Origin of the sequence: Caulobacter sp. UNC358MFTsu5.1 (assembly GCF_000712075.1) — a bacterium.
Lineage (GTDB): Bacteria > Pseudomonadota > Alphaproteobacteria > Caulobacterales > Caulobacteraceae > Caulobacter.
In genome coordinates, this window is record NZ_JONW01000006.1 from 408,948 (window position 1) to 429,969 (window position 21,022).

Genomic DNA, 21,022 nt, shown 5'->3' on the forward strand with positions numbered 1-21,022 from the left:
TACCCCGCCCAGTCACCCTTGGGAAACCGGGGGACAGGCCCCATTTTCTGTCCGGCGCCGAACGCGGCGCGTCTCAAGGCGAAGATCCATGGCTCAATACGACGTCGTCATCATCGGGGGCGGCCCCGGCGGCTACAACGCGGCGACCCGCGCCGGTCAGCTGGGTCTGAAGACCGCCATCGTCGAAGGACGCGGCAAGCTTGGCGGCACCTGCCTGAACGTCGGCTGCATGCCGTCCAAGGCCCTGCTGCACGCCTCGGAGCTGTACGAAGCCGCCGTCGGCAGCGAGTTCGCCAAGCTGGGCATCGAGGTGAAGCCCAAGCTGAACCTGCCGCAGATGATGGCCCAGAAGGCCGAGAGCGTCGAAGCCCTGACCAAGGGCGTCGAGTTCATCATGAAGAAGAACAAGGTCGAGTACATCAAGGGCTGGGGCCGTATCGACGGGCCCGGCAAGGTGGTGGTGAAGGCCGAGGACGGTTCGGAAACCGTGCTCGAGACCAAGAACATCGTCATCGCCACGGGCTCGGAGCCCACCCCGCTGCCGGGCGTGACCATCGACAACAAGCGCATCGTCGACTCGACCGGCGCCCTGTCGCTGCCGGAAGTCCCCAAGAGCCTGATCGTGATCGGCGCCGGCGTCATCGGCCTGGAGCTGGGCTCGGTCTGGAAGCGCCTGGGCGCCGAGGTGACCGTGGTCGAGTTCCTGGACCGCATCCTGCCGGGCACCGACACCGAAGTGGCCAACGCCTTCCAGAAGATCCTCACCAAGCAGGGCTTCAAGTTCAAGCTGGCCTCCAAGGTCACCGGCGCGGCCGCGACCGACAAGCAGGTCAAGCTGACCGTCGAGCCCGTGGCCGGCGGCGAGGCCGAGACCCTGCAGGCCGACTACGTGCTGGTGGCCATCGGCCGCCGTCCCTACACCCAGGGCCTGGGCCTGGAGACGGTCGGCATCGAGACCGACAAGCGCGGCATGATCGCCAACGACCACTACAAGACCACCGCCCCGGGCGTCTGGGTGATCGGCGACGTCACCTCGGGTCCGATGCTGGCCCACAAGGCCGAGGACGAGGCCGTGGCCTGCATCGAGCTGATCGCGGGCAAGGCCGGCCACGTGAACTACGACATCATCCCGGGCGTCATCTACACCTCGCCGGAAGTCGCCACGGTCGGCAAGACCGAGGAGGACCTCAAGGCCGCGGGCGTCGCCTACAAGGTCGGCAAGTTCCCGTTCCTGGCCAACAGCCGCGCCAAGATCAACCACGAGACCGACGGCTTCGTGAAGGTGCTGGCCGACGCCAAGACCGACCGCATCCTGGGCTGCCACGCCGTGGGTCCCAATGTCGGCGACATGATCGCCGAGATCTGCGTGGCCATGGAGTTCGGCGGCTCGTCGGAAGACGTGGCCCGCACCTGCCACCCGCACCCCACCCGCGCCGAGGCTTTCCGCCAGGCGGCGATGGGCGTCGAAGGCTGGACGATGCAGGCCTAGCGCCCTGTCGCAAACTTAACGAGCGTTCGCGCTCGACTGGACGTAGAGTGGCGGGGTTTCGAGAGGAGCCCCGCCATGCTTTTGTCCGCCCTGCTGCTGGCTTCGGCCGTCCACGTCGCGCCGCCCGTGACGGGCGACAAGATCGTCTCCGACCTGCCGGCCAGCTATTACGCCTCGATGCAGGAGGCCCTCGACGCCGCCAAGGCGCGGGCGGCCTGCCGGAACAAGGGTCTCGAGTTCGCGGTCGACCCGGCGTCCCCGCCCCGGACCATGGTCCGGAAACTTGGCGACCTGCCGCCGGCCAATCACACCCTGACCGTCCTGCGCAGCGTCGATGGCTGCCCGGCGTCCTCGACCGTCCGCTTCAACGTGGACCTGCCGGCCGGGCGTTAGATCCGGCCCGATCGGCACGAAAAAGCCCCGCCGGGGGCAAATCCGGCGGGGCTGGTACGCTAAGCTACGAGGGGAGGAAAACGCCCTCCTACGCACGCGAGGGCGGTACGCTTACTGAACCTTAGAATTCTTCCCAGTCGTCGCTGCTCGGCTGCGCCGAACCCGCGAAGGCGGCCAGCTTGGCCTGGGCGGCCTTGACCGGGTTGGCGCCGGGACGGCTGGCCGACGTGGCCGGGGCGACAGCGGGGCGCGGGGCCGGACGCGACACCTGGGTCGGCGCCGGAGCGGCGCGACGGGTGGTGGAACCCACGGCGGCGCTGGCGCCGCCCACCTGGAACCTGCCGATCATCTGCATCAGGCCGTTGGCCTCGCCCTTCAGGGCGTGGCTGGCGGCGGTCGATTCCTCGACCATGGCGGCGTTCTGCTGGACGGTCTGGTCCATCTGGTTGACGGCGGCGTTGACCTGGTTGAGGCCGGTGGCCTGCTCCTGGCCCGAGGCGGCGATCTCGCTGACCAGGCCGTCGATCTCGCTGACCTTGCCGACGATGGCCTGCAGGGCGTCGCCCGTCTGGCCGACCATCGACACGCCCTGACTGACCTGCTGCGAGGAGGTCGAGATCAGGGTCTTGATCTCCTTGGCGGCGTCGGCCGAGCGCTGGGCCAGGGCCCGCACTTCCTGGGCGACGACGGCGAAGCCGCGGCCGGCGTCGCCGGCGCGAGCCGCCTCGACGCCCGCGTTCAGGGCCAGCAGGTTGGTCTGGAAGGCGATCTCGTCGATCACGCCGATGATCTGGCTGATCTCCTGCGACGACTTCTCGATCTCGTTCATGGCGTCGACGGCGCCGCGCACCACCACGGCCGAGCGTTCGGCGTCCGAACGGGTCGAGGTGACGACGCGCGAGGCTTCGACGGCGCCGGCCGACGAGCGCTTCACCGTGGCGGTGATCTCGTCCAGGGCGGCGGCGGTCTCTTCCAGGCTGGCGGCCTGCTGCTCGCTGCGGCGCGACAGGTCGTCGGCGGCCGAGGCGATCTCGTCCGAGCCGGCGCCGATGCCGTTGGCGGCGTGGACGATGGTGCGCATCGCCTCTTCCATCTGGGCGATGGCGCCGTTGAAGTCGTTCTGCAGGCGCTGGTAGGCCGGCGGGAACTGGGCGTCGACGCGATAGGTCAGGTCGCCGTCGGCCAGGCGGGTCAGGCCCGTGGCGATGTTCTCCATGACGAAGGCCTGCTCGCGGGCGGCGGCCTCGGCGGCCTCCTGGTTGCGGCGGCGCTCGGCCTCGGTCTCGGCGCTGGCGCGCTGCTGGGCGGCCTCGGCGGTGCGCAGGGCCAGGGCGTTGTCCTTGAACACCTGGACCGAGCGGGCCATGCCGCCGACCTCGTCCTTGCGCTGGGCGCCGACGACCTCGACGTCCACCGAACCCTGGGCCAGGACTTCCATGGTCTTGGACAGGCCCGACAGCGGGGCCGAGATCTTCGAGCGGCCGATCCACAGGGCGAAGACCAGGGCGGCGGCCGAGGCGACCAGGCCGAAGACGATCGACATCAGGGTGCCGGTCTGGGCGGCCTTGTCGGCCTTGGCCACCATGGCCCGGGTCTCGTCGCTGTGGGTGTTGGTGTAGTGCGAGACGTCCTTGCTCAGGCTGGCGATGTCCGGGTCGATCACGCCCATGACCATCTTGGCCGCGTCGTTGGCGTTCTGCAGGCCCAGGTCCGCGCCCTGGCGGGCGCTGGAATAGACGCGGTCCAGACGGGTCTGGTAGTCGGCGACTCGCTTGGCCTCGTCGGCGTCGGCGGCCTTGATCTTGCCCAGCGAGACCTTGGCTTCCTTGTAGGCGGAGTCGATCTCGTCGCTGGCGGCCTTGGCCTCGGGCGAGGCGGCGTCGTTGGCGATGGTGCGATAGGCGGCGTAGCCGATCGTCGCCACGCGGCGATTGAAGCGCGAAGCCTCCAGCTCGGCCGGGGCGCGCTGTTCGACGAGCACCTTGGTGGCGGCTTCCGACACCTTGGCCTGCCAGGCGGCCACGCCGGTGATCGACAGGGCGACCACGGTCAGGATGACGGCCGGCAGGGCCACCTTGGTGGAAATCTTCAGATCGTCGAACTTCATCGCAAACCTCATGTCCGGGTGTCCCCGTCGAGAAAGGGCGGGGGGCCGGTCTTGAGGCCAAGAGCCGCGAACGCCGTAAAAACGCGGTTAACTGCCAGGCTTGGGCCGGTGTTGAGCGACGGAATGTCACAGGTCGGAGCAAATCGGCCGGCCTGAATCTGCCTCCATAGATCGTCGCGACATCGATCTTTCAACCTAATCGTGTATAGCTGAGCCGCACCGAAAAACGCGCGCGCCGCACGATCCTGGGGAGATGCACATGAGCGAGTCGAGCCGGCCCAACATCCTGCTGATCACCTGCGACCAGTACCGCTTCCCGCGGTTCTCCTACGGGCCCGAGGCGGGCTTCGCCGAGCCGCTGAAGCGAATCCTCGGCTTCCAGCGCGAGGACGACCGCCACAATCCGTACGCCAAGTACTTCCCCGGCCTGCTGGCCCTGCGCCAGAACGCGGCCCTGCTGCGCAACCACACCATCGCCGCCAGCGCCTGCACGCCCAGCCGCGCGACGATCTACACCGGCCAGTATGGGACCAAGACGGGCGTCACCCAGACCGACGGCCTGTTCAAGAGCGGCGACTCCTACAACTTCCCCTGGCTGGCGGCCGACGGCATCCCCACCCTGGGGACCTGGATGCGCGCGGCGGGCTACTCGACCCACTATTTCGGCAAGTGGCACGTCAGCAATCCGCCCGAGCACTCGCTGGACCGCTACGGCTTCGACGACTGGGAGGAGTCGTATCCCGAGCCCCACGGGGCGGCGATCAACAATCTGGGCGTCTATCGCGACGCGGGCTTCACCGACCAGGCCTGCGCCTTCATCCGCCGCAAAGCCCTGGCCCTGAACTACAACCGCGTCCAGGCCGTCGAGCAGGCCCAGGACCCCTACGCCAACGGTCCCGACCCGGCGGACATCCCGCCCTGGTTCGCGGTGGCCTCGTTCACCAACCCGCACGACATCGCCACCTATCCGGCGGTGATCGCCCAGGCCCTTCCGACCCCGGACAATTCGGGGACCCAGTCGATCTTCGGCCCGCTGACGATCCCGCTGGAGGGCCAGAAGACCCCGCCGCCGACCGCCGGCACCCTCCAGATCGCTCTGAACCCGCTGGACTTCCCCCAGGACTGCGCCCTGGCCTCGCCCACCCAGAACGAATCCCTGGCCGACAAGCCCGGCTGCCAGCGCGACTACGCCTACAAGGTGGGCCTGGCCCTGAACGCCAAGACCGGGTTCAACATCATCAACGGCGTGCAGTCGCAGCTGCACGACACGTTCCCCAACGCGCCCACCCTGCCGGGCCAGGACGAGCGGTCGTTCGAGAACGCCGTGAAGGCCTCGCTGAAGGGCACGATCCCGTTCCAGCTGAGCGCCGATCCGGACGGCTACGCCGTGCAGTTCCTGCAGCTGTACGCCTGGCTGCACACGGTGGTCGACACCCACATCGCCGCCGTCCTGAAGACGCTGGAGGAAACCGGCCAGGCGGGGAACACCATCGTCATCTTCTTGGCCGACCACGGCGAGTACGGCGCGGCGCACGGCATGATGATCGAGAAGTGGCACACGGCCTATCAGGAGGCCCTGCACGTGCCGGTGATCGTGCGGTTCCCGCCCTCGACCGGGATCGTCGAGGACGAGCCGGGGACGGGGGAGGGGCCGTTGGGCTGCACCCCGCGCCAGATCGACGCCCTGACCAGCCACATCGACATCCTGCCCACCGTGCTGGGCCTGGCGGGGGTCACGGCGCAGCAGCGCGAGACGATCGCCAAGGCCCTGGGCCGCCAACGCCCCGTGCCGCCCCTGCCGGGCGTGGACCTGTCGGGCCTGCTGAAGGGCGACACCGACACGGTGGTCGAGCCGGACGGGCGCGAGCGCCAGGGCGTGCTGTTCATCACCGACGACGAGATCACCGCGCCCCTGGCCTCGAACGACGACCCGGCCAATCTCAAGTGCGACAAGGAGTTCGAGGTCTACAAGGCCGTGGTCGCCGCCGTGAACGCCCAGAACCCGTCGCTGGACCTGGCCCCGGGCCCGGTGCGGCAGCCCAACCACGTGCGCTGCGTGCGGACCAAGGCCTACAAGCTGAACCGCTATTTCGACCCGTCCGGCCAGGCGCCCCAGGAGTGGGAGATGTACGACCTGACGCGCGATCCGAACGAGGTGGTGAACCTGGTGGAGGTCGGGCGCTCGCCGCCCACCGCCCGCGCCGACCTGCCGTCGCCGTTCGTACGGGCGGCGGTGCAGACCGAGGCGGACCGGCTGGCGGCGCTGCTGGCGGAACTGGAGGCGCGGGATCTGTAGCGGTCCGCCTCCTTAACCGTTGTCATCCCGGAAAGCGCGCAGCGCTTGTCCGGGACCCAGGTGAACCGCACCGCGCCAGCCCAGTCCCCTGGGTCCCGGACAGCCTCTGCGAGGCTTCCGGGATGACAACGAAAATGGATTGTGGTTCTGCCGCTAGGCCCGCGGATGCGCCTTGCCGTACGCGGCCAGCAGCCCCGCCGCGTCGACCTGGGTGTACCGCTGCGTCGTCGACAGCGAGGCGTGGCCCAGCAGGTCCTGGATCGAGCGCAGGTCGGCACCGGCGCCCAGCAGGTGGGTGGCGAACGAATGGCGCAGGGCGTGGGGCGTGGCGCGGTCGCTCAGGCCCAGGCGGCCGCGGAGGTTCTGCATGGTCGCCTGGACGTGGCGCGGCGACAGCGGCCCGCCGCGCTTGGCCCGGAACAGCGGATCGTCGGGCCCCAGGGCGAAGGGCAGGGCGGCCAGATAGGCGTCGACCCGTTGGCGGACGACGTCCAGCACCGGCACGATCCGGGTCTTGCCGCCCTTGCCGGTGATGCGCAGGCTGTCGGCCAGGGGCGCGTCGCGACGGGTCAGGGACAGGCCCTCGGAGATCCGCAGGCCGCAGCCCCACAGCAGGGTCAGCACCGCCTCGTCGCGGGCGGCCTCCCAGTCCTCGCGGTCGGGGTCGAGGGAGAGCTCGGCGATCAGGCCGTGGACCTGGTCCTCGGAGACCGGACGCGGAGCGCCGACCTTGATGCGCGGGCCGCGCACCAGGCCGACGGCGGCGTTGGGCGTGTCGAGGCGATGATCGAGGAAGCGGTGGAAGGCGCGGATCGACGACAGGCTCTGCGACAGCGAGCGGGGCGACAGCCCGTCCCTGTCTTGAGAAGAGGGGCCGCGCTCGCCGGGTTCGCGGCGGAAGGCCAGGTAGGCGCGCAGCTCGGCGGCGGCGATCGTGCCCATGTCGGCGACCGACAGGGCCTCGCCGCGATGGCGTTCCAGGAAGTTCAGATAGGCCAGGACGTTGTCGCCATAGGCCCGCACGGTGCGCGGCGAGGCGCGCTTCTCGTGGGCCAGATGGTCCAGCCAGGCGGTCAGGGCGGTGCGGGCGGTTGAGGTGTGGGCGCTCATCCTTGCCGCCCCCCGACCGTCATCCTCGGACTTGTTCCGAGGACCCCTGCTTCAGCGGAGTTGTCGTCGCAGGGCGCGCGCGGCGTCGGCGGCGTCTCGTTCGGAAACGGCAACAAGGCGGACACAGGGGTCCTCGGAACAAGTCCGAGGATGACGGGTCTCACAGGATCGGCCAGCGCTCGGCCGTGCGCTCCACGACGCGGGCCAGGAAGGCGACCAGCTCCGAGCCCATGTCGGCCGTGAAGCCCTCGGGGTCGGACGAGCCGAAGGCCAGCAGGCCCTGGCGCGAGGGCTCCCACAGGGCCATGCGGACGATGGCCATGCTCTTGATCTGTTCGATGCGGTCGCCGAACAGGCCCAGGGCCGGGGCGTGGAAGCCCATGCGGGCCACGCCGTGGTCGCCCATGGTCATGTCGATCTGGCCGGCGATCAGGCCGTGCCAGCCGGCGGGCACGCGGCCGGGGCCTTCCAGCACCACGACGCCGGCGGTCAGGCCGAAGCGCAAGGTCGCCATGTCGTCGACCCGGCGGGCCAGGTCGGAATGGTTGCGGGCGTCCAGCAGGTCGATGACCGCGGCATGGGTCTGGGCCTGGGCCGAGAAGTTGGCGCGGGCGGTGGCCTCGATCTGGCGGCGGAACGTGGCCTCGCGCTCGTGGGCGGCCGAGACCCGGGCCAGGGCGGCGGGGCCGAAGTCGACGATATTGCTGGCGTCCGGACGCAGGCCCAGGTCGCTGAGCAGGTCGGGATCGCCGTGCAGGAAATCGGGCTCGGCGCGCAGGAAGTCGCGGATCAGCGCCGGGTCGACCGCCGGGAACAGCTTGGCTTGCGTCGCGTCGCTCATGGGGTCGGCCCTACTCCGTTCACACTTCGTCCCCATATCGTTCACAACAGGAGACAGGGTCGATGAAGCCCCAAGTCGGTTAACAGCGGCTTGATGGGACGGCGACGGGTCCTCTCGACCTGGGGACGTTTCCGAGGCAGAACCCAAGCTTCCCCGATGTCTGGTCCCATGCCCCGCATAGCCTCCGTCCTGTTGCCCATGCCGCTGCCCGAGGCGTTCGACTACGCCGAGCCGGAAGGCCTGGGGCTGGAGGTCGGCGACCACGTGACGGTGCCCCTGGGGCCGCGCGTGATTCGCGGCGTGGTCACCGCCCTGCGCGACGGGACCGGCGGCAACCGGCCGCTGAAACCCGTCCTGGAACGGGTGGACGACCCGCCCCTGCCGCCCGGCGTGCTCAGCTTCATCGAGTGGGCGGCGCGCTATTCGGTCGACATCCCCGGCTGGCCCCTGGCCATGGCCCTGCGCGGCCTGCGCCATCCGCCGGCCAAGCCCGACAAGGCCCTGGCCCTGACCGGGACCCAGCCGGCCCGCATGACGCCCGCGCGGCTGAAGGTGCTGGCCGCCGCCGAGCAAGGTCCGATGGCCTCGGGCGCCCTGGCGACCGCCGCCGGCGTCTCGGCGGGCGTCGTGAAGGGGCTGGTCGACGAAGGGGCGCTGGCCGTCACCTGGATCGAGCCCGACACCAGCTTCCCCCAGCCCGACCTGTCGCGGCCGCCCCAGACCCTCAATCCCAGCCAGCAGGCCTCGGCCGACGTCCTGGCCGAGATGCTGGCGGCCGGCGGCTTCCAGGCGGCCCTGCTGGACGGGGTGACCGGCTCGGGCAAGACCGAGGTCTATCTGGAGGCCGTGGCCGCCGCCCTGGCCGCCGATCCCGAAAGCCAGGTGCTGATCCTGCTGCCCGAGATCGCCCTGACCCAGGCGGTGCTGGCCCGCTTCGAGGCGCGGTTCGGCGCCGCCCCCGTCGAGTGGCACTCGGCCGTCTCACCGCCCAGGCGCCGCCGGGCCTGGGAGGGCGTCGCCACCGGCAAGGCGCGGATCGTGGTCGGGGCCCGCTCGGCCCTGTTCCTGCCGTTCCGCAAGCTGCGGCTGGTGGTGGTGGACGAGGAGCACGACGGCAGCTTCAAGCAGGAGGAGGGCTTCATCTACCAGGCCCGCGACCTGGCCGTGGCCCGCGCCAAGATCGAAGGGGCGCTGGTGGTGCTGGCCTCGGCCACGCCGTCGCTGGAAAGCCTGTGGAACGCCCAGCAGGGCCGCTATCGCTGGCTGCGCCTGTCGGCCCGCCACGGCGCGGCCCAACTGCCCGACATCGGCCTGATCGACATGCGCGAGACCCCGCCCGAGCCGGGCCGCTGGCTGTCGCCGCCGCTGGTCAAGGCGGTGTCGGTGGCCCTGTCGCGCGGCGAGCAGAGCCTGCTGTTCCTGAACCGCCGGGGCTATGCGCCCCTGGTGCTGTGCCGGGCCTGCGGCGAGAAGATGAAGTCGCCCGACACCGACAGCTGGCTGGTCGAGCACCGCTACACCGGCCGCCTGGTCTGCCACCTGACGGGCTTCTCGATGAAGAAGCCCGAGGCCTGCCCGCACTGCGGGGCCAAGGACAGCCTGACCTCGATCGGCCCCGGCGTGGAGCGGGTCGAGGAGGAGGCGCGCCACCTGTTCCCCGACGCGCGGATCGCGGTGTTCTCGTCCGACACGGTGTTCGACGCGGCCGGGGCGCGGGCCCTGGTCGACAGCATGGCGGCGGGCGAGATCGACATCCTGGTGGCCACCCAGGCCGCCGCCAAGGGCCACAACTTCCCCAACCTGACCCTGGTGGGCGTGGTGGACGCCGACCTTTCCTTACGCGGCGGCGACCTGCGGGCCGGGGAGCGGACGTTCCAGCTGCTGGCCCAGGCGGCGGGCCGGGCAGGAAGGCACGAGAAGCCGGGCCGGGCGCTGCTCCAGACCTATTCGCCCGAGCACGGCGTGCTCCAGGCCCTGAAGGCCCAGGACCGCGACGCCTTCGTCGAGGCTGAGATGATGATGCGCCAGGAGGCTGGCCTGCCGCCGTTCGGCCGCTTGGCGGCGGTGATCGCCACCGGCCCCGATCCCGTGGCCCTGGAGGACTACTGCAACGCCCTGGCGGCCGCGACGCCCAACGCCGAGGGCGTCGAGGTCTTCGGCCCCGCCGACGCGCCGCTGGCCCTGGTGCGCGGGCGGCGGCGCAAGCGCTTCCTGGTGCGGGCCGAGCGATCGGTCGACCTGCAGGGCTTCCTGGCCGCCTGGCGCGCGCGGGCCAAGGTCCCGAACTCGGTGCGCGTGGTGTTCGACGTGGACCCGTACAGTTTCTTGTAGGGCCGCGCCCGGAACAGGGGACACACACTCACGGCCAAACGCGATGCGAACCTGGCGCGGCCTTGGGGTGAGTGTGTGTCCCCACCTTCGGTCGCGTCCTAAACCGGCTCCTTCTCCAGCACCGGCTCCGGCCCAGGCTGCCGCCCACGCAGGGGCAGCTCCGGGATCAGGAAGATCACCACCAGGCCCAGGGCGATCACGATCAGCCCCGCGGCGAACACGCCGGTGATGGCGTGGGTCAGGGCCTGGGCCAGGGCGGGGTCGGCGTGGCGCGCGGCGCCCCCAGCGCCATTGGGGGCCGTGGCCTTCAGGGTCATGCCCTGCAGCTGGCCCAGGTCCAGCCCCTGGCCCTCGCTGGCCAGGCGGTGGGTCAAGAGGGCGCCGAACACCGCCACCCCGATCGTCGAGCCGATCTGGCGGAAGAACTGGTTGGAGCTGGTGGCCACGCCGATGTCGCGCACCTCGACGGCGTTCTGGGTGGCCAGGTTGAACATGCTCTGGCCGGGGCCCAGGCCCAGGCCGACGATGGCCATCCGCCAGCACAGGTCCATCAGGGTGGTGTGGGCGGTCACCCGGGTCAGCAGGCCGATGCCGACCAGCAGCAGCACCGCCCCGGCGATCATCAGCGGCTTGTAGCGGCCGGTCTTGCTGGCGATCTGGCCGGCGGCGGTGGAGGCCACGATCAGCCCGCCCATCAGCGGCAGGATGGCCAGGCCCGAGGTGGTGGCGTCCACCCCCAGGCCCAGCTGCATGTAGAGCGGCAGGAAGGTCACCACGCCCAGGAAGGCCACCGAGATCAGGAAGCCGGCCAGGTTGGAGGTGGCGAACACCCGGTTGCGGAACAGGCGCAGCGGCACCAACGGGTTGCTGACCTTGGTCTCGATGAACAGGAACGCGCCCAGGGCCACGGCCGCGAAGGCGAACAGGCCCAGGCTCTGGGGCGAGCTCCAGGCGAAGTCGTGGCCGCCCAGGCTCAGCGCCAGCAGCAGCGGCACGAAGGCGGCGACCAGCAGGATCGCGCCCGCCACGTCGACCGCGCCGGAGCTGCGGTGATGCAGCGGCGGCATCTTCACCAGGATCATGAACAGGGACAGCAGGCTGAGCGGCAGGTTGACGTAGAACACCCAGCGCCAGCCGGCGATCACGTGCGAGCCCAGATGCACCGTGCCGTGGTCGGTGAAATAGCCGCCGATCAGCGGGCCCAGCACGCTGGCCAGGCCGAACACCGAGCCGAAGATGCCGGCGAACTTGCCCCGCTCGCGCGGCGGATAGAGGTCGGCGATGATCGCGAAGGCGGTGGTGAACAGCGCCCCGCCGCCGATCCCCTGCAGGGCGCGGAAGACGATCAGCTGGACCATGCCGCTCATGCCCAGCACGTTGCCGAACTCGCCCGACAGGCCCGACAGCCACGAGCCGGCCAGGAAGATGGCGATGCCCGACAGCAGCACCGGCTTGCGCCCGTAGATGTCGCCCAGCTTGCCCCAGATCGGCACCATCACCGTCGAGCTCAGCAGGTAGGCGGTGGTCACCCAGGCGTAGAGGGTCAGGCCGTTCAGCTCGGCGATGATCCGCGGCATGGCCGTGGAGACCACGGTCTGGTCCAAGGCGCTGAGCAGGAACACGATCATCAGCCCGGCCAGGGTGGTCCGGCGCTCGGTGTCGGTGAAGGTCTGGGCGGTCGTCATCGCATCCCCCTGCGGTGTCGCGCCGCTACATGCGGTCGCGTGGGGCGGTCCGCAAGTCGGAACGTGGGGGAAAGAAGGGGGCTCCCGCGAGAGCCCCCTCAGTCGCTACGCGACAGCTCCCCCCCGAGGGGGAGCATCCGCACGGCCTAGATCCTCCCCCTCAGGGGGAGGTGGCCCGGAGGGCCGGAGGGGGCTACTTCCCCCGTCCCCGCCGCCGCGACAGCATGTTCAGCCCCTCGACCCCGGCCGAGAAGGCCATGGCGGCGTAGATGTAGCCCTTGGGCACATGCACCCCGAAGCCCTCGGCGATCAGCACCGCCCCGATCATCAGCAGGAAGCCCAGGGCCAGCATGACGACGGTGGGGTTGTCGTTGATGAAGTTGGCCAGCGGGTCGGCGGCCAGCAGCATCACGGTCACGGCCACGATCACGGCGATGATCATCACCGGCAGGTGGTCGGTCATGCCCACGGCGGTCAGGATCGAGTCGATCGAGAACACCAGGTCCAGCAGAATGATCTGGAAGATCGCCCCGCCGATGTTGGAGATCGCCGCCGTCTTGACGTCGGGCGCGGCCTCCCCGGCGTCCGGATCGACGTTGTGGTGGATTTCCTTGGTGGCCTTCCAGATCAGGAACAGGCCGCCGGCGATCAGGATCAGGTCGCGCCACGAGAAGGCCGTCTCGAAACTCGGTTCCCCGTGGGAGAGCGGCCCGGTCAGGCCCAGGTCGAACACCGGGGCGGTCAGGCCCACGATGAAGGCGATGGTCGAGAGCAGGACCAGCCGCATGATCAGGGCCAGGGAGATGCCGATCCGACGCACCCTCTGTCGATGTTCGGGCGGCAGCTTGTTGGAGAGGATGGAGATGAACACCAGGTTGTCGATGCCAAGCACGACTTCCATGACGATCAGCGTGACCAGGGCGGCCCAGACGGCTGGGTCCGCGGCGAGGTGAAGGAGTTCGTTCATCGTACCGATCTAGGTTCCGGTTCGGAAAACGCGCCATCGCCTCCCCCTCAAGAGGCGCCGTTCATGCAAGGAACGCGACGGAAGCCCCCAGGCTTCGCCGAACCGAGAATCGAGATGATGCCCGACGCCGCCAATATCAAGCCCCTGACGGCCCTTCGGTTCTTCGCCGCCTTCTGGGTGGTGATGTACCACTATTGGCCGAACCTCTCGGCGGCGGTCCCGCCGGCGGTGATCGGCAAGGGCTATCTGGGCGTCGAGGCGTTCTTCACCCTGTCGGGCTTCATCCTCTGCCACGTCTATCTGCAGGGCGTGGGGAGGGGGACCTTCCGCTACGGTGACTTCCTGTGGAACCGGCTGGCGCGGGTCTATCCGCTGCACCTGGCCACCCTGGCGGGCGTGGGTCTGATGGCCTTCGCCGCCGGCCTGGCCGGGATCGCCGTCGACCCGAACATGCTGGCCTGGAACGCCCTGCCGGCCAACCTGCTGCTGGTCCAGGCCTGGGGCTTCGCGCCGGTGTCGGGCTGGAACCATCCGTCGTGGTCGATCTCGGCCGAGTGGTTCGCCTATCTCTGCTTCCCGGCCTTCGCCTGGGCCGCCTGGCGGCTGCGCGACCGGCCGCGCCTGGCGGTCGGCCTGGCCCTGGCCCTGATCGCCGGCCTCTATCCGCTGTTCCAGACCCTGGCGGGCTTCCCGCTGACCGAGGCGACCATCCGCTGGGGCTTCCTGCGCATCGTGCCGTGCTTCGCCTACGGCTGCGCCCTGCACGCCCTGTGGCGCTCGGGCGCGGTCACCGGCCGATTCTCGGGGATCGGCGCCTGCCTGGCGGGCGCCGCGGCGCTGCTGGCGGTGCACTTCCAGGCGCCCGATCAAGTGATTGTCATGACGCTGGGCGCCCTGATCGTCACCCTGGCCGGCCTGGCCGCCACGGGCTCGTCCTTCGCGACCCAGGCCCCGCTCGTGTACTTGGGTGAGATCAGCTACTCGACCTACATGATCTGCATCCCGTGGAAGATCCTGGCGGTCAACGCCGCGGAGAAGCTTCTCAAGATCGATGGAGATCAGCTGCCGCTCTATGCTTGGCTGTTAATCGTCGCCGCACTGGTCCCGCTGTCGGCGCTGTCGTATCACATCATCGAAAAGCCGATGCGTGAGCGCATGAAAGCTTGGGCGAACGGCTGGCGGGAGCGACGACCTGCCACGGCAAAAGCCGGATAAACGGTCTTTTCATCTTTCCCTGCGAGGGTTATCCCTTAACCCTAGTGACGCGGGGAGTACCCACAGCATGACGAAACGGACGAGAACCCTCCTGGGTTCCCTGGCCGCTGCCGCCATGATCAGCCTCGTGCCGATGTCCGGCGCGGTCGCTGACGGGTATTGGCAGTGCGTTCCGTTCGCGCGTCTGATGTCGGGTATCCAGATCTTCGGCGACGCCCGGACGTGGTGGTCGCAAGCCGTCGGCAAGTACGACACCGGCTTCGTGCCCCGCGCCGGCGCGGTGCTCTGCTTCAAGCCGACCGCCCGCATGAACCTCGGCCACGTCGCCTTCGTCAGCCAGGTGCTGACCGACCGCGTGATCCAGGTGACCCACGCCAACTGGTCGGTGATCGACGGCGGCCGCGGCCAGATCGAAAAGGACGTCACCGTGGTCGACGTGTCGCCGGCCGGCGACTGGAGCCAGGTCAAGGTCTGGTACGATCCGATCCGCGACCTGGGCACCACGGTCTATCCGACCCACGGCTTCATCTACCAGAACAACCAGGCGGTCACGATCGCCGCCGCCACCAGCAAGCTGGCCCTGGCCCAGAACGCCGCCGTCTCGCTGGCCAAGTCCGCCGCCAACCAGGTCGCCGCCTCGGTGCGGGTCTCCTCGCCGCTGGACATGATCAACCAGGCCGCCGACTCGACCGACCGCATCGCCGCCCTGATCGCCCAATCCCAGGGCTCGGGTCCGCCGCAAGACGCCGACAAGCCGCAAGCCACGCGTTGACGTGGTGCGCGCTCTGGGCCATGCCCGGCGCGTGAACAAGGTTCCACATCCATGCTGAGGGTGCTGCGCCACGGCGCGCCGGGCTTCGAGCCCGGCGGCTTGACGCCCGACTGGGCGCTGCCCGCCGACGCGGTGTGGATCGAGCTGGTCAGCCCCACCCGCGCCGAGGAAGTGGCCGTCGAGAAGTCGATCGGCCTGCTGCTGCCCACCCGCGAGGAGATGGCCGAGATCGAGGCCTCCTCGCGCCTCTACCAGGAGGACGGCGGCACGTTCATGACCGCCACGGTGCTGGTCAACGCCGACGGCGACCTGCCCACCGCCGCCCCGGTGACCTTCGTTCTGACCGGCGACCGGCTGGTGACCATCCGCTATGTCGAGCCCAAGTCGTTCGCGGTGTTCGCCGCCCAGGCCGAGCGCCAGCCCAGCCTTTGCCCCAGCGGGGCCCAGACGTTCCTGGGCCTGCTGGACGCGGTGATCGACCGCACCGCCGACATCCTCGAGCGCACCTCGTCCGACGTCGAGGCCCAGTCGCGGGCCATCTTCGGCCGCCCGCGCGGCGCGGCGTTCGAGGCGATCCTCAACCGCCTGGGCCGGGCCCAGATCGTCAATTCCAAGGCCCGCGACAGCCTGGTCAGCCTGGCCCGCCTGCTCAGCTTCGCCTCGCTGGCCGCCCAGTTCGAGGGCGACAAGGAGCTGCGTGATCACCTGAAGTCGCTGCAGCGCGACGTCCAGTCGATCACCGACCACGCCGGCTACCTGTCGGGCAACATCACCTTCCTGCTCGACGCGGCCCTGGGCCTGATCAACATCGAGCAGAACGCCATCTTCAAGATCTTCTCGGTGTTCTCGATCGTGTTCCTGCCGCCGACCCTGATCGCCGGCATCTACGGCATGAACTTCACGCACATGCCCGAACTGGCCTGGCTGCACGGCTATCCGTTCGCCCTGGTGCTGATGGTCATGGCCGCGGCCGGGCCGCTGCTGTGGTTCAAGCGGCGCGGATGGCTTTGAGTTTTCTCGACAAACTGAACGTTTCCTTAAAGATGGCGTGACACGGTTCGGCGAAAAGAGCCGTGACATGCCCGCCGCCCCCTCCAGCCGTCAGACCCCCCAGCAGACCCTGATCCGCACGCTCGCGCCCAAGGCGCTGAAGGCCGCGATCGAGGCGCACGCGCGCTATCTGAAGGGGCTGCCGGCCGGGACCCGCGCCAACCTGTCCTATGTCGATCTCGACAATGTCAGCCTGGAGGGCGTCGACCTTTCCGAGGCCGACCTGACCGGCGCGCGCCTGTCCGGCGCCCTGCTGGCGCGGGCGGTGCTGACCCGGGCCACGCTGTACGGGGCCGACCTGCGCGACGCCGACCTGCGCGACGCCAACCTCGCGCGCTGCGACCTGCGCGGCGTGTGCCTGCGCGGGGCCAACCTCGCCGGCGCCGACCTGTCGGGCTGCGACCTGCGCGAGGGCGTCACCGCCACCCAGGACAGCATCGACGGCTTCAAGATCCTGCGGCACCGCGAACGGCGGGGCGAGCTGGACCGCGCCGTGACGCGCGGGGCGCGGCTGGACGGCGCCCAGCTGGGCGACGCCTTCACCCGGGTGGCCGACCTGACCGACGCCGACCTGGCCGGGGTCAGCCTGCAGGGGGCGCGGCTGAACCGCGCCACCCTGAACGGCGCCGATCTCTCGCGGGCCAATCTCTACAACGCCGACCTCAGCGGCGCCTCGCTGCGCCGGGCCGTGCTGTCGGGCGCCGACCTGGCCGGGACCACCTTCGACGGGGCCGACCTAACCGAAGTGCTGCGCGCCCCGCCGCCGATCATCTATGTGGACGACGCGCCCCTGCACGAGGTGCTGGAGGCGCACGAGCTGTTCGTGACCAGCGACGGTCGCGACGGCGCCCCGGCCAAGGCGCCCTCGACCGACTTCCGGCCGCTGCGCCGGCTGCGCGGACGGCGCCTGGCCGGCCTCTCGGCGCCGGGCGCGATCTTCTTCGGCATGGACCTGGAGAACGTCCAGCTGCAGGGCGCCAACCTGGCCGACGCCGACCTGCGCGGGGTCAATCTGCGCGGGGCCGACCTGCGCGGCGCGCGCCTGGTCGGGGCCCAGCTGTCGCGGGCCGACCTTTCCGGCGCCAAGCTGGGGCCGCTGGACATCGCCCAGGGCCGCGTCCTGCGCGCCGACCTCAGCCGCGCCGTGCTGCGTGGCGCCGACCTGACCGGGGCCAGCGCCCGCCGGGTGCGCCTGATCGAGGCCGACCTGACCCGCTGCAAGCTGGACGGCTGCGACCTGACCAGCGCGGAGCTGCCCGAGGGGTTCGCGCTCTAGCGCCCCGGCCCCAAAAGGTTGTCATCCCGGAAAGCGCGCAGCGCTTGTTCGGGACCCAGGTGGGCCGCACCGCCTTCGCCCAGTCTCCTGGGTCCCGGACAGCCTCTGCGAGGCTTCCGGGATGACAACGATTGGGTGGCGGATGGATCATTCCACCATCCGGCGCTATCCCTTCCCTCCAGGCTCCATCCCAACGCAAAACGGAGGGTTCGCATGGATCGTATCGAGGCGATGCGGGTGTTCGTGGCGGCTCTGGACGAGGGCAGCCTGGCTGGCGCCGGACGCAAGCTGGGCCGCTCGCCGGCGGCGGTCAGCCGGGCCATCGCCTTCCTGGAGAACCATGTCGGGGCCGAGCTGCTGCATCGCACGACGCGGTCGCTGCGGCTCAGCGAGGCCGGCGAGCGCTACGCCGCCGCCTGCCGCCGGGTGCTGGTCGACCTGGAGGAGGCCGACCTGATCGCCCTGGGCGAACGCTCGGCCCCGCGCGGCACCCTGACCCTCACCGCCCCGCCGATCAGCGGCGAGGAGATCCTGCACCCGATCATCGACGCCTTCCTGGACGCCTATCCGGCCGTGGCGGTGAACCTGCTGCTGCTGGACCGCCACGCCAACCTGGTGGAGGAGGGGATCGACGTCGCCCTGCGCGTGGGCCAGCTGCCGGACTCCGCGATGGTGGCCGTGCGGGTGGGCGGCGACGTCAAGCGGGTGATCGTCGCCGCACCGCGCTACCTGGACCGGCATCCGCGCATTCTCGAACCCGGCGACCTGACCCAGCACCGGATCGTCACCACCACCCATTTCGGCCACGACACCTGGGTGTTCCCGCCCGCGCCCGGCGGGGCGATCGCCCGGTCGGTGCACTTCAAGCCCCGGCTGGTGGTCAACAGCGTGCGGGCCGCCCTGGCCTCGGCGGTCGACGGCCAGGGCGTGACGCGGCTCTACACCTACCACGTGGCCGAGCAGGTGCGGGACGGGTCCTTGCGCATCCTGCTGCGCGACGCCGAGCCGCCGCCCTTGCCGGTGCACCTTCTGACGCCCCAGGGCCGCACCGCCGTGCCGAAGGTCCGCGCCTTCCTGGACTTCGCCGCCCCGAGGCTGCGGGCGGCCTTCGCGCGGCTGTCGGCCGAGGCGGGGGCGCTGGGGGCGGCGTAGCTCTTTCCGTTGTCATCCCGGAAAGCGCGCAGCGCTTGTCCGGGACCCAGGCGAGCCGCAAGGCGTCAGCCCAGTCCCCTGGGTCCCGGACAGCCTCTGCGAGGCTTCCGGGGTGACAACGATTGGGGTGTTTCGATTATATCGATCTACGGAAGAGTGTCCGCCTTTCACTGATCATTCCGCCGATCCATGAACGGGACCACCTTGACGACATCGCCGGACGCGATCCCCGCGGCGGCAGTCATCGAGGCAAGATCATGAGCAACGAACGCAAGGTCGCCATCGTCACGGGCGCGTCGCAAGGCATCGGCGCGGCCCTGGTGAAGGCCTATCGCGACCGCGACTATCGGGTGGTGGCCACGTCCCGCTCGATCCAGCAGGGGAGCGACCCCGATGTCCTGGCCGTGGCCGGCGACATCGGCGACCCCGCCACCGCCGAGCGCGTGGTGGCCGAGGCCATCGCCCGCTTCGGCCGGATCGACACCCTGGTCAACAACGCGGGCATCTTCACCGCCAAGCCGTTCACCGCCTTCACCCAGGAGGACTTCGAGGCCAACCTCTCGACCAACGTGGTCGGCTTCTTCCACGTCACCCAGCGCGCCGTCGCCCAGATGCTGAAGCAGGGCTCGGGCCACGTCGTCAGCATCACCACCAGCCTGACCGACAACGCCAACTCGCAGGTGCCCTCGGTGCTGGCCAGCCTGACCAAGGGCGGCCTCAACGCGGCGACCAAGTCCCTGGCCATCGAGCTGGCCGACAAGGGCGTGCGGGTCAACGCCGTCTCGCCCGGGGTGATCAAGACCCCGATGCACGCGCCCGAGACCCACGCCTTCCTGGCCGGCCTGCACCCGGTGGGCCGCCTGGGCGACATCCGCGACGTGGTCGAGGCCGTGCTCTATCTTGAGACCGCCGGCTTCGTGACGGGCGAGATCCTGCACGTCGACGGCGGCCAGAGCGCCGGTCACTAGGTCAGGAGGTCGTCATGCCCATCGTCACCATCCAGGTCACCCGCGAAGGCTCCGGCCCCGGCCGCGACGCCGTCACCGCCGAGGAGAAGGCCCGGCTGATCGCCGGCGCCAGCCAGCTGCTGCTGGACGTGCTGGGCAAGCCGCTGGACTCGACCTTCGTCGTCATCGACGAGGTCCCGCTCGAGAACTGGGGCTGGGGCGGCCTGCCCGCCCTGGAGTTCCGCCAGCGACGGGCGGCCGGCCAGGCCTGATCCCGCCGCACCCGAAGGGCCGCCCGTCGCGGCGGCCCGCCCCCTTCAAGAACAGGACGTCAGCCATGGGTTCCGAAACCCCCAACCGCCTGCTGGACCTCCTCGGCGTCGAGCTGCCGATCATCCAGGCGCCGATGGCCAACTTCACCACGCCGCAGATGGTGGTCGCCGTCGCCAAGGCCGGCGGCCTGGGCTCGCTGCCCAGCGCCGTCTATTCGGAAAGCCTACTGCGCGAGGCGCTGGACACGGTGCGGGCCGGCACGACGGCGCCGATCAACCTCAACTTCTTCACCCACACGCCGCCCGCCGAGGACCCCGCCCGCCAGGCCGCCTGGCGGGCGCGGCTGAAGCCCTACTATGTCGAGGCCGGGCTCGATCCCGACATGCCCCTGCCGGCCGGCGGCCGCGCGCCCTTCGACGACGCCTTCTGCAAGGTGGTCGAGGACTATCGCCCCGAGGTGGTCAGCTTCCACTTCGGCCTGCCCGCGCCCGACCTGCTGGACCGGGTCAGGCGCACAGGCGCCAAGGTGCTCTCGTCCGCCACCACCGTGGCCGAGGCCCTGTGGCTGGAGGAACGCGGCGTCGATGCGGTCATCGCCATGGGCTACGAGGCCGGCGGCCATCGCGGCAACTTCCTGACCGACGACATGGCGACCCAGGTGGGGACCTTCGCCCTGGTCCCGCGCATCGCCGACGCCGTCTCGGTCCCGGTGATCGCGGCGGGCGGGATCGCCGACCGGCGCGGCGTGCTGGCCGCCTTCGCCCTGGGCGCCCAGGCGGCCCAGGTCGGCACCGCCTATCTGCTGACGCCCGAGGCCGGGATCTCGCAGGTCCATCGCGACCTGCTGTCCAGCGCCGAGGACACCGCGGTCACCAACCTGTTCACCGGCCGTCCGGCGCGGGGGATCGTCAACCGGCTGATGACCGAGCTGGGCCCGCTGTCGGACCTGGCCCCGGCCTTCCCGACGGCGGGCGCGGCGGTGGGGCCGCTGCGCAAGGCGGCCGAGGCGGCGGGGCGCGGCGACTTCACCCCGCTGTGGGCGGGACAAGCCTTCCGCGTGGCCCGGCCGATGTCGTCGGCCGACCTGACCCGGGCGCTGGCGGGCGTCTAGGCGATCT

17 protein-coding genes are annotated in these 21,022 nt (G+C 70.4%); 12 read left to right on the forward strand and 5 right to left on the reverse strand.

Features of this window, described 5'->3' with window-relative positions; genetic code table 11:
* The first annotated feature begins 88 nt into the window (after positions 1-88).
* Together lpdA and BR39_RS0110645 are read left to right on the forward strand one after the other, a co-directional pair.
* Positions 89-1,489 carry a dihydrolipoyl dehydrogenase gene (gene lpdA / locus BR39_RS0110640; protein WP_029911100.1) on the forward strand — a complete coding sequence of 467 codons (1,401 nt, stop codon included), beginning with the start codon at positions 89-91 and terminating at the stop codon, positions 1,487-1,489.
* A gap of 75 nt (positions 1,490-1,564) precedes the next feature.
* On the forward strand, positions 1,565-1,882 hold the full coding sequence (locus BR39_RS0110645; RefSeq protein ID WP_029911103.1) for a hypothetical protein: 318 nt from the start codon (positions 1,565-1,567) through the stop codon (positions 1,880-1,882).
* Positions 1,883-2,003: 121 nt separating this feature from the next.
* Here BR39_RS0110645 and BR39_RS0110650 read toward each other — a convergent pair whose 3' ends face one another.
* Complete coding sequence (locus BR39_RS0110650; RefSeq protein ID WP_029911107.1) at positions 2,004-3,989, reverse strand: methyl-accepting chemotaxis protein; 1,986 nt, start codon at positions 3,987-3,989, stop codon at positions 2,004-2,006.
* A 259-nt stretch (positions 3,990-4,248) separates the two neighbouring features.
* Between BR39_RS0110650 and BR39_RS0110655 the strand changes: the two genes are divergently transcribed.
* Positions 4,249-6,285: a sulfatase-like hydrolase/transferase gene (locus BR39_RS0110655; RefSeq protein WP_029911109.1), complete on the forward strand. Its 2,037-nt coding sequence runs from the start codon at positions 4,249-4,251 to the stop codon at positions 6,283-6,285.
* Between the two features lie 153 nt (positions 6,286-6,438).
* Here BR39_RS0110655 and BR39_RS0110660 read toward each other — a convergent pair whose 3' ends face one another.
* Both BR39_RS0110660 and BR39_RS0110665 read right to left on the reverse strand, forming a co-directional pair.
* On the reverse strand, positions 6,439-7,395 hold the full coding sequence (locus BR39_RS0110660) for a tyrosine recombinase XerC (RefSeq protein ID WP_029911113.1): 957 nt from the start codon (positions 7,393-7,395) through the stop codon (positions 6,439-6,441).
* Positions 7,396-7,555: 160 nt separating this feature from the next.
* Complete coding sequence (locus tag BR39_RS0110665) at positions 7,556-8,236, reverse strand: DUF484 family protein (RefSeq protein WP_029911115.1); 681 nt, start codon at positions 8,234-8,236, stop codon at positions 7,556-7,558.
* A 168-nt stretch (positions 8,237-8,404) separates the two neighbouring features.
* Here BR39_RS0110665 and BR39_RS0110670 point away from each other — a divergent pair, with 168 nt between their 5' ends.
* Complete coding sequence (locus tag BR39_RS0110670) at positions 8,405-10,567, forward strand: primosomal protein N' (protein ID WP_029911118.1); 2,163 nt, start codon at positions 8,405-8,407, stop codon at positions 10,565-10,567.
* A gap of 98 nt (positions 10,568-10,665) precedes the next feature.
* On the opposite strand, the gene BR39_RS0110675 is transcribed toward BR39_RS0110670, so the two are convergent.
* Together BR39_RS0110675 and BR39_RS0110680 are read right to left on the reverse strand one after the other, a co-directional pair.
* Positions 10,666-12,252 (reverse strand): MDR family MFS transporter, encoded by a 1,587-nt coding sequence (locus BR39_RS0110675; RefSeq protein WP_029911121.1) that lies wholly within the window; start codon positions 12,250-12,252, stop codon positions 10,666-10,668.
* 193 nt (positions 12,253-12,445) lie between these two features.
* On the reverse strand, positions 12,446-13,219 hold the full coding sequence (locus tag BR39_RS0110680; protein WP_029911124.1) for a TerC family protein: 774 nt from the start codon (positions 13,217-13,219) through the stop codon (positions 12,446-12,448).
* A gap of 117 nt (positions 13,220-13,336) precedes the next feature.
* Between BR39_RS0110680 and BR39_RS0110685 the strand changes: the two genes are divergently transcribed.
* The 8 genes from BR39_RS0110685 to BR39_RS0110720 all read left to right on the forward strand — a co-directional run bounded on the left by BR39_RS0110685 (position 13,337) and on the right by BR39_RS0110720 (position 21,015).
* Positions 13,337-14,434 (forward strand): acyltransferase, encoded by a 1,098-nt coding sequence (locus BR39_RS0110685; protein ID WP_029911127.1) that lies wholly within the window; start codon positions 13,337-13,339, stop codon positions 14,432-14,434.
* A 67-nt stretch (positions 14,435-14,501) separates the two neighbouring features.
* Positions 14,502-15,206, forward strand: a complete 705-nt coding sequence (locus tag BR39_RS0110690) for a CHAP domain-containing protein (RefSeq protein ID WP_029911130.1) — start codon at positions 14,502-14,504, stop codon at positions 15,204-15,206.
* A gap of 51 nt (positions 15,207-15,257) precedes the next feature.
* Positions 15,258-16,217 carry a magnesium transporter CorA family protein gene (locus tag BR39_RS0110695; protein ID WP_029911133.1) on the forward strand — a complete coding sequence of 320 codons (960 nt, stop codon included), beginning with the start codon at positions 15,258-15,260 and terminating at the stop codon, positions 16,215-16,217.
* Positions 16,218-16,284: 67 nt separating this feature from the next.
* Complete coding sequence (locus BR39_RS0110700; protein ID WP_029911140.1) at positions 16,285-17,532, forward strand: pentapeptide repeat-containing protein; 1,248 nt, start codon at positions 16,285-16,287, stop codon at positions 17,530-17,532.
* A gap of 213 nt (positions 17,533-17,745) precedes the next feature.
* A complete protein-coding gene (locus BR39_RS0110705; protein WP_029911143.1) occupies positions 17,746-18,684 on the forward strand; it encodes a LysR family transcriptional regulator in 939 nt (312 codons plus the stop codon).
* 257 nt (positions 18,685-18,941) lie between these two features.
* Positions 18,942-19,652, forward strand: a complete 711-nt coding sequence (locus BR39_RS0110710) for an SDR family NAD(P)-dependent oxidoreductase (protein ID WP_029911146.1) — start codon at positions 18,942-18,944, stop codon at positions 19,650-19,652.
* Between the two features lie 14 nt (positions 19,653-19,666).
* Positions 19,667-19,903 carry a 4-oxalocrotonate tautomerase family protein gene (locus BR39_RS0110715; RefSeq protein WP_029911149.1) on the forward strand — a complete coding sequence of 79 codons (237 nt, stop codon included), beginning with the start codon at positions 19,667-19,669 and terminating at the stop codon, positions 19,901-19,903.
* 65 nt (positions 19,904-19,968) lie between these two features.
* On the forward strand, positions 19,969-21,015 hold the full coding sequence (locus BR39_RS0110720) for a nitronate monooxygenase family protein (protein WP_029911152.1): 1,047 nt from the start codon (positions 19,969-19,971) through the stop codon (positions 21,013-21,015).
* Positions 21,016-21,022: the final 7 nt, after the last annotated feature.

Bases quoted from the DNA above. Each gene is read 5' to 3' on its own strand.
- lpdA (WP_029911100.1), top strand. From the start codon at position 89: ATGGCTCAATACGACGTCGTCATCATCGGGGGCGGCCCCGGCGGCTAC.
- BR39_RS0110645 (WP_029911103.1), top strand. From the start codon at position 1,565: ATGCTTTTGTCCGCCCTGCTGCTGGCTTCGGCCGTCCACGTCGCGCCG.
- BR39_RS0110650 (WP_029911107.1), bottom strand. From the start codon at position 3,989: ATGAAGTTCGACGATCTGAAGATTTCCACCAAGGTGGCCCTGCCGGCC.
- BR39_RS0110655 (WP_029911109.1), top strand. From the start codon at position 4,249: ATGAGCGAGTCGAGCCGGCCCAACATCCTGCTGATCACCTGCGACCAG.
- BR39_RS0110660 (WP_029911113.1), bottom strand. From the start codon at position 7,395: ATGAGCGCCCACACCTCAACCGCCCGCACCGCCCTGACCGCCTGGCTG.
- BR39_RS0110665 (WP_029911115.1), bottom strand. From the start codon at position 8,236: ATGAGCGACGCGACGCAAGCCAAGCTGTTCCCGGCGGTCGACCCGGCG.
- BR39_RS0110670 (WP_029911118.1), top strand. From the start codon at position 8,405: ATGCCCCGCATAGCCTCCGTCCTGTTGCCCATGCCGCTGCCCGAGGCG.
- BR39_RS0110675 (WP_029911121.1), bottom strand. From the start codon at position 12,252: ATGACGACCGCCCAGACCTTCACCGACACCGAGCGCCGGACCACCCTG.
- BR39_RS0110680 (WP_029911124.1), bottom strand. From the start codon at position 13,219: ATGAACGAACTCCTTCACCTCGCCGCGGACCCAGCCGTCTGGGCCGCC.
- BR39_RS0110685 (WP_029911127.1), top strand. From the start codon at position 13,337: ATGCCCGACGCCGCCAATATCAAGCCCCTGACGGCCCTTCGGTTCTTC.
- BR39_RS0110690 (WP_029911130.1), top strand. From the start codon at position 14,502: ATGACGAAACGGACGAGAACCCTCCTGGGTTCCCTGGCCGCTGCCGCC.
- BR39_RS0110695 (WP_029911133.1), top strand. From the start codon at position 15,258: ATGCTGAGGGTGCTGCGCCACGGCGCGCCGGGCTTCGAGCCCGGCGGC.
- BR39_RS0110700 (WP_029911140.1), top strand. From the start codon at position 16,285: ATGCCCGCCGCCCCCTCCAGCCGTCAGACCCCCCAGCAGACCCTGATC.
- BR39_RS0110705 (WP_029911143.1), top strand. From the start codon at position 17,746: ATGGATCGTATCGAGGCGATGCGGGTGTTCGTGGCGGCTCTGGACGAG.
- BR39_RS0110710 (WP_029911146.1), top strand. From the start codon at position 18,942: ATGAGCAACGAACGCAAGGTCGCCATCGTCACGGGCGCGTCGCAAGGC.
- BR39_RS0110715 (WP_029911149.1), top strand. From the start codon at position 19,667: ATGCCCATCGTCACCATCCAGGTCACCCGCGAAGGCTCCGGCCCCGGC.
- BR39_RS0110720 (WP_029911152.1), top strand. From the start codon at position 19,969: ATGGGTTCCGAAACCCCCAACCGCCTGCTGGACCTCCTCGGCGTCGAG.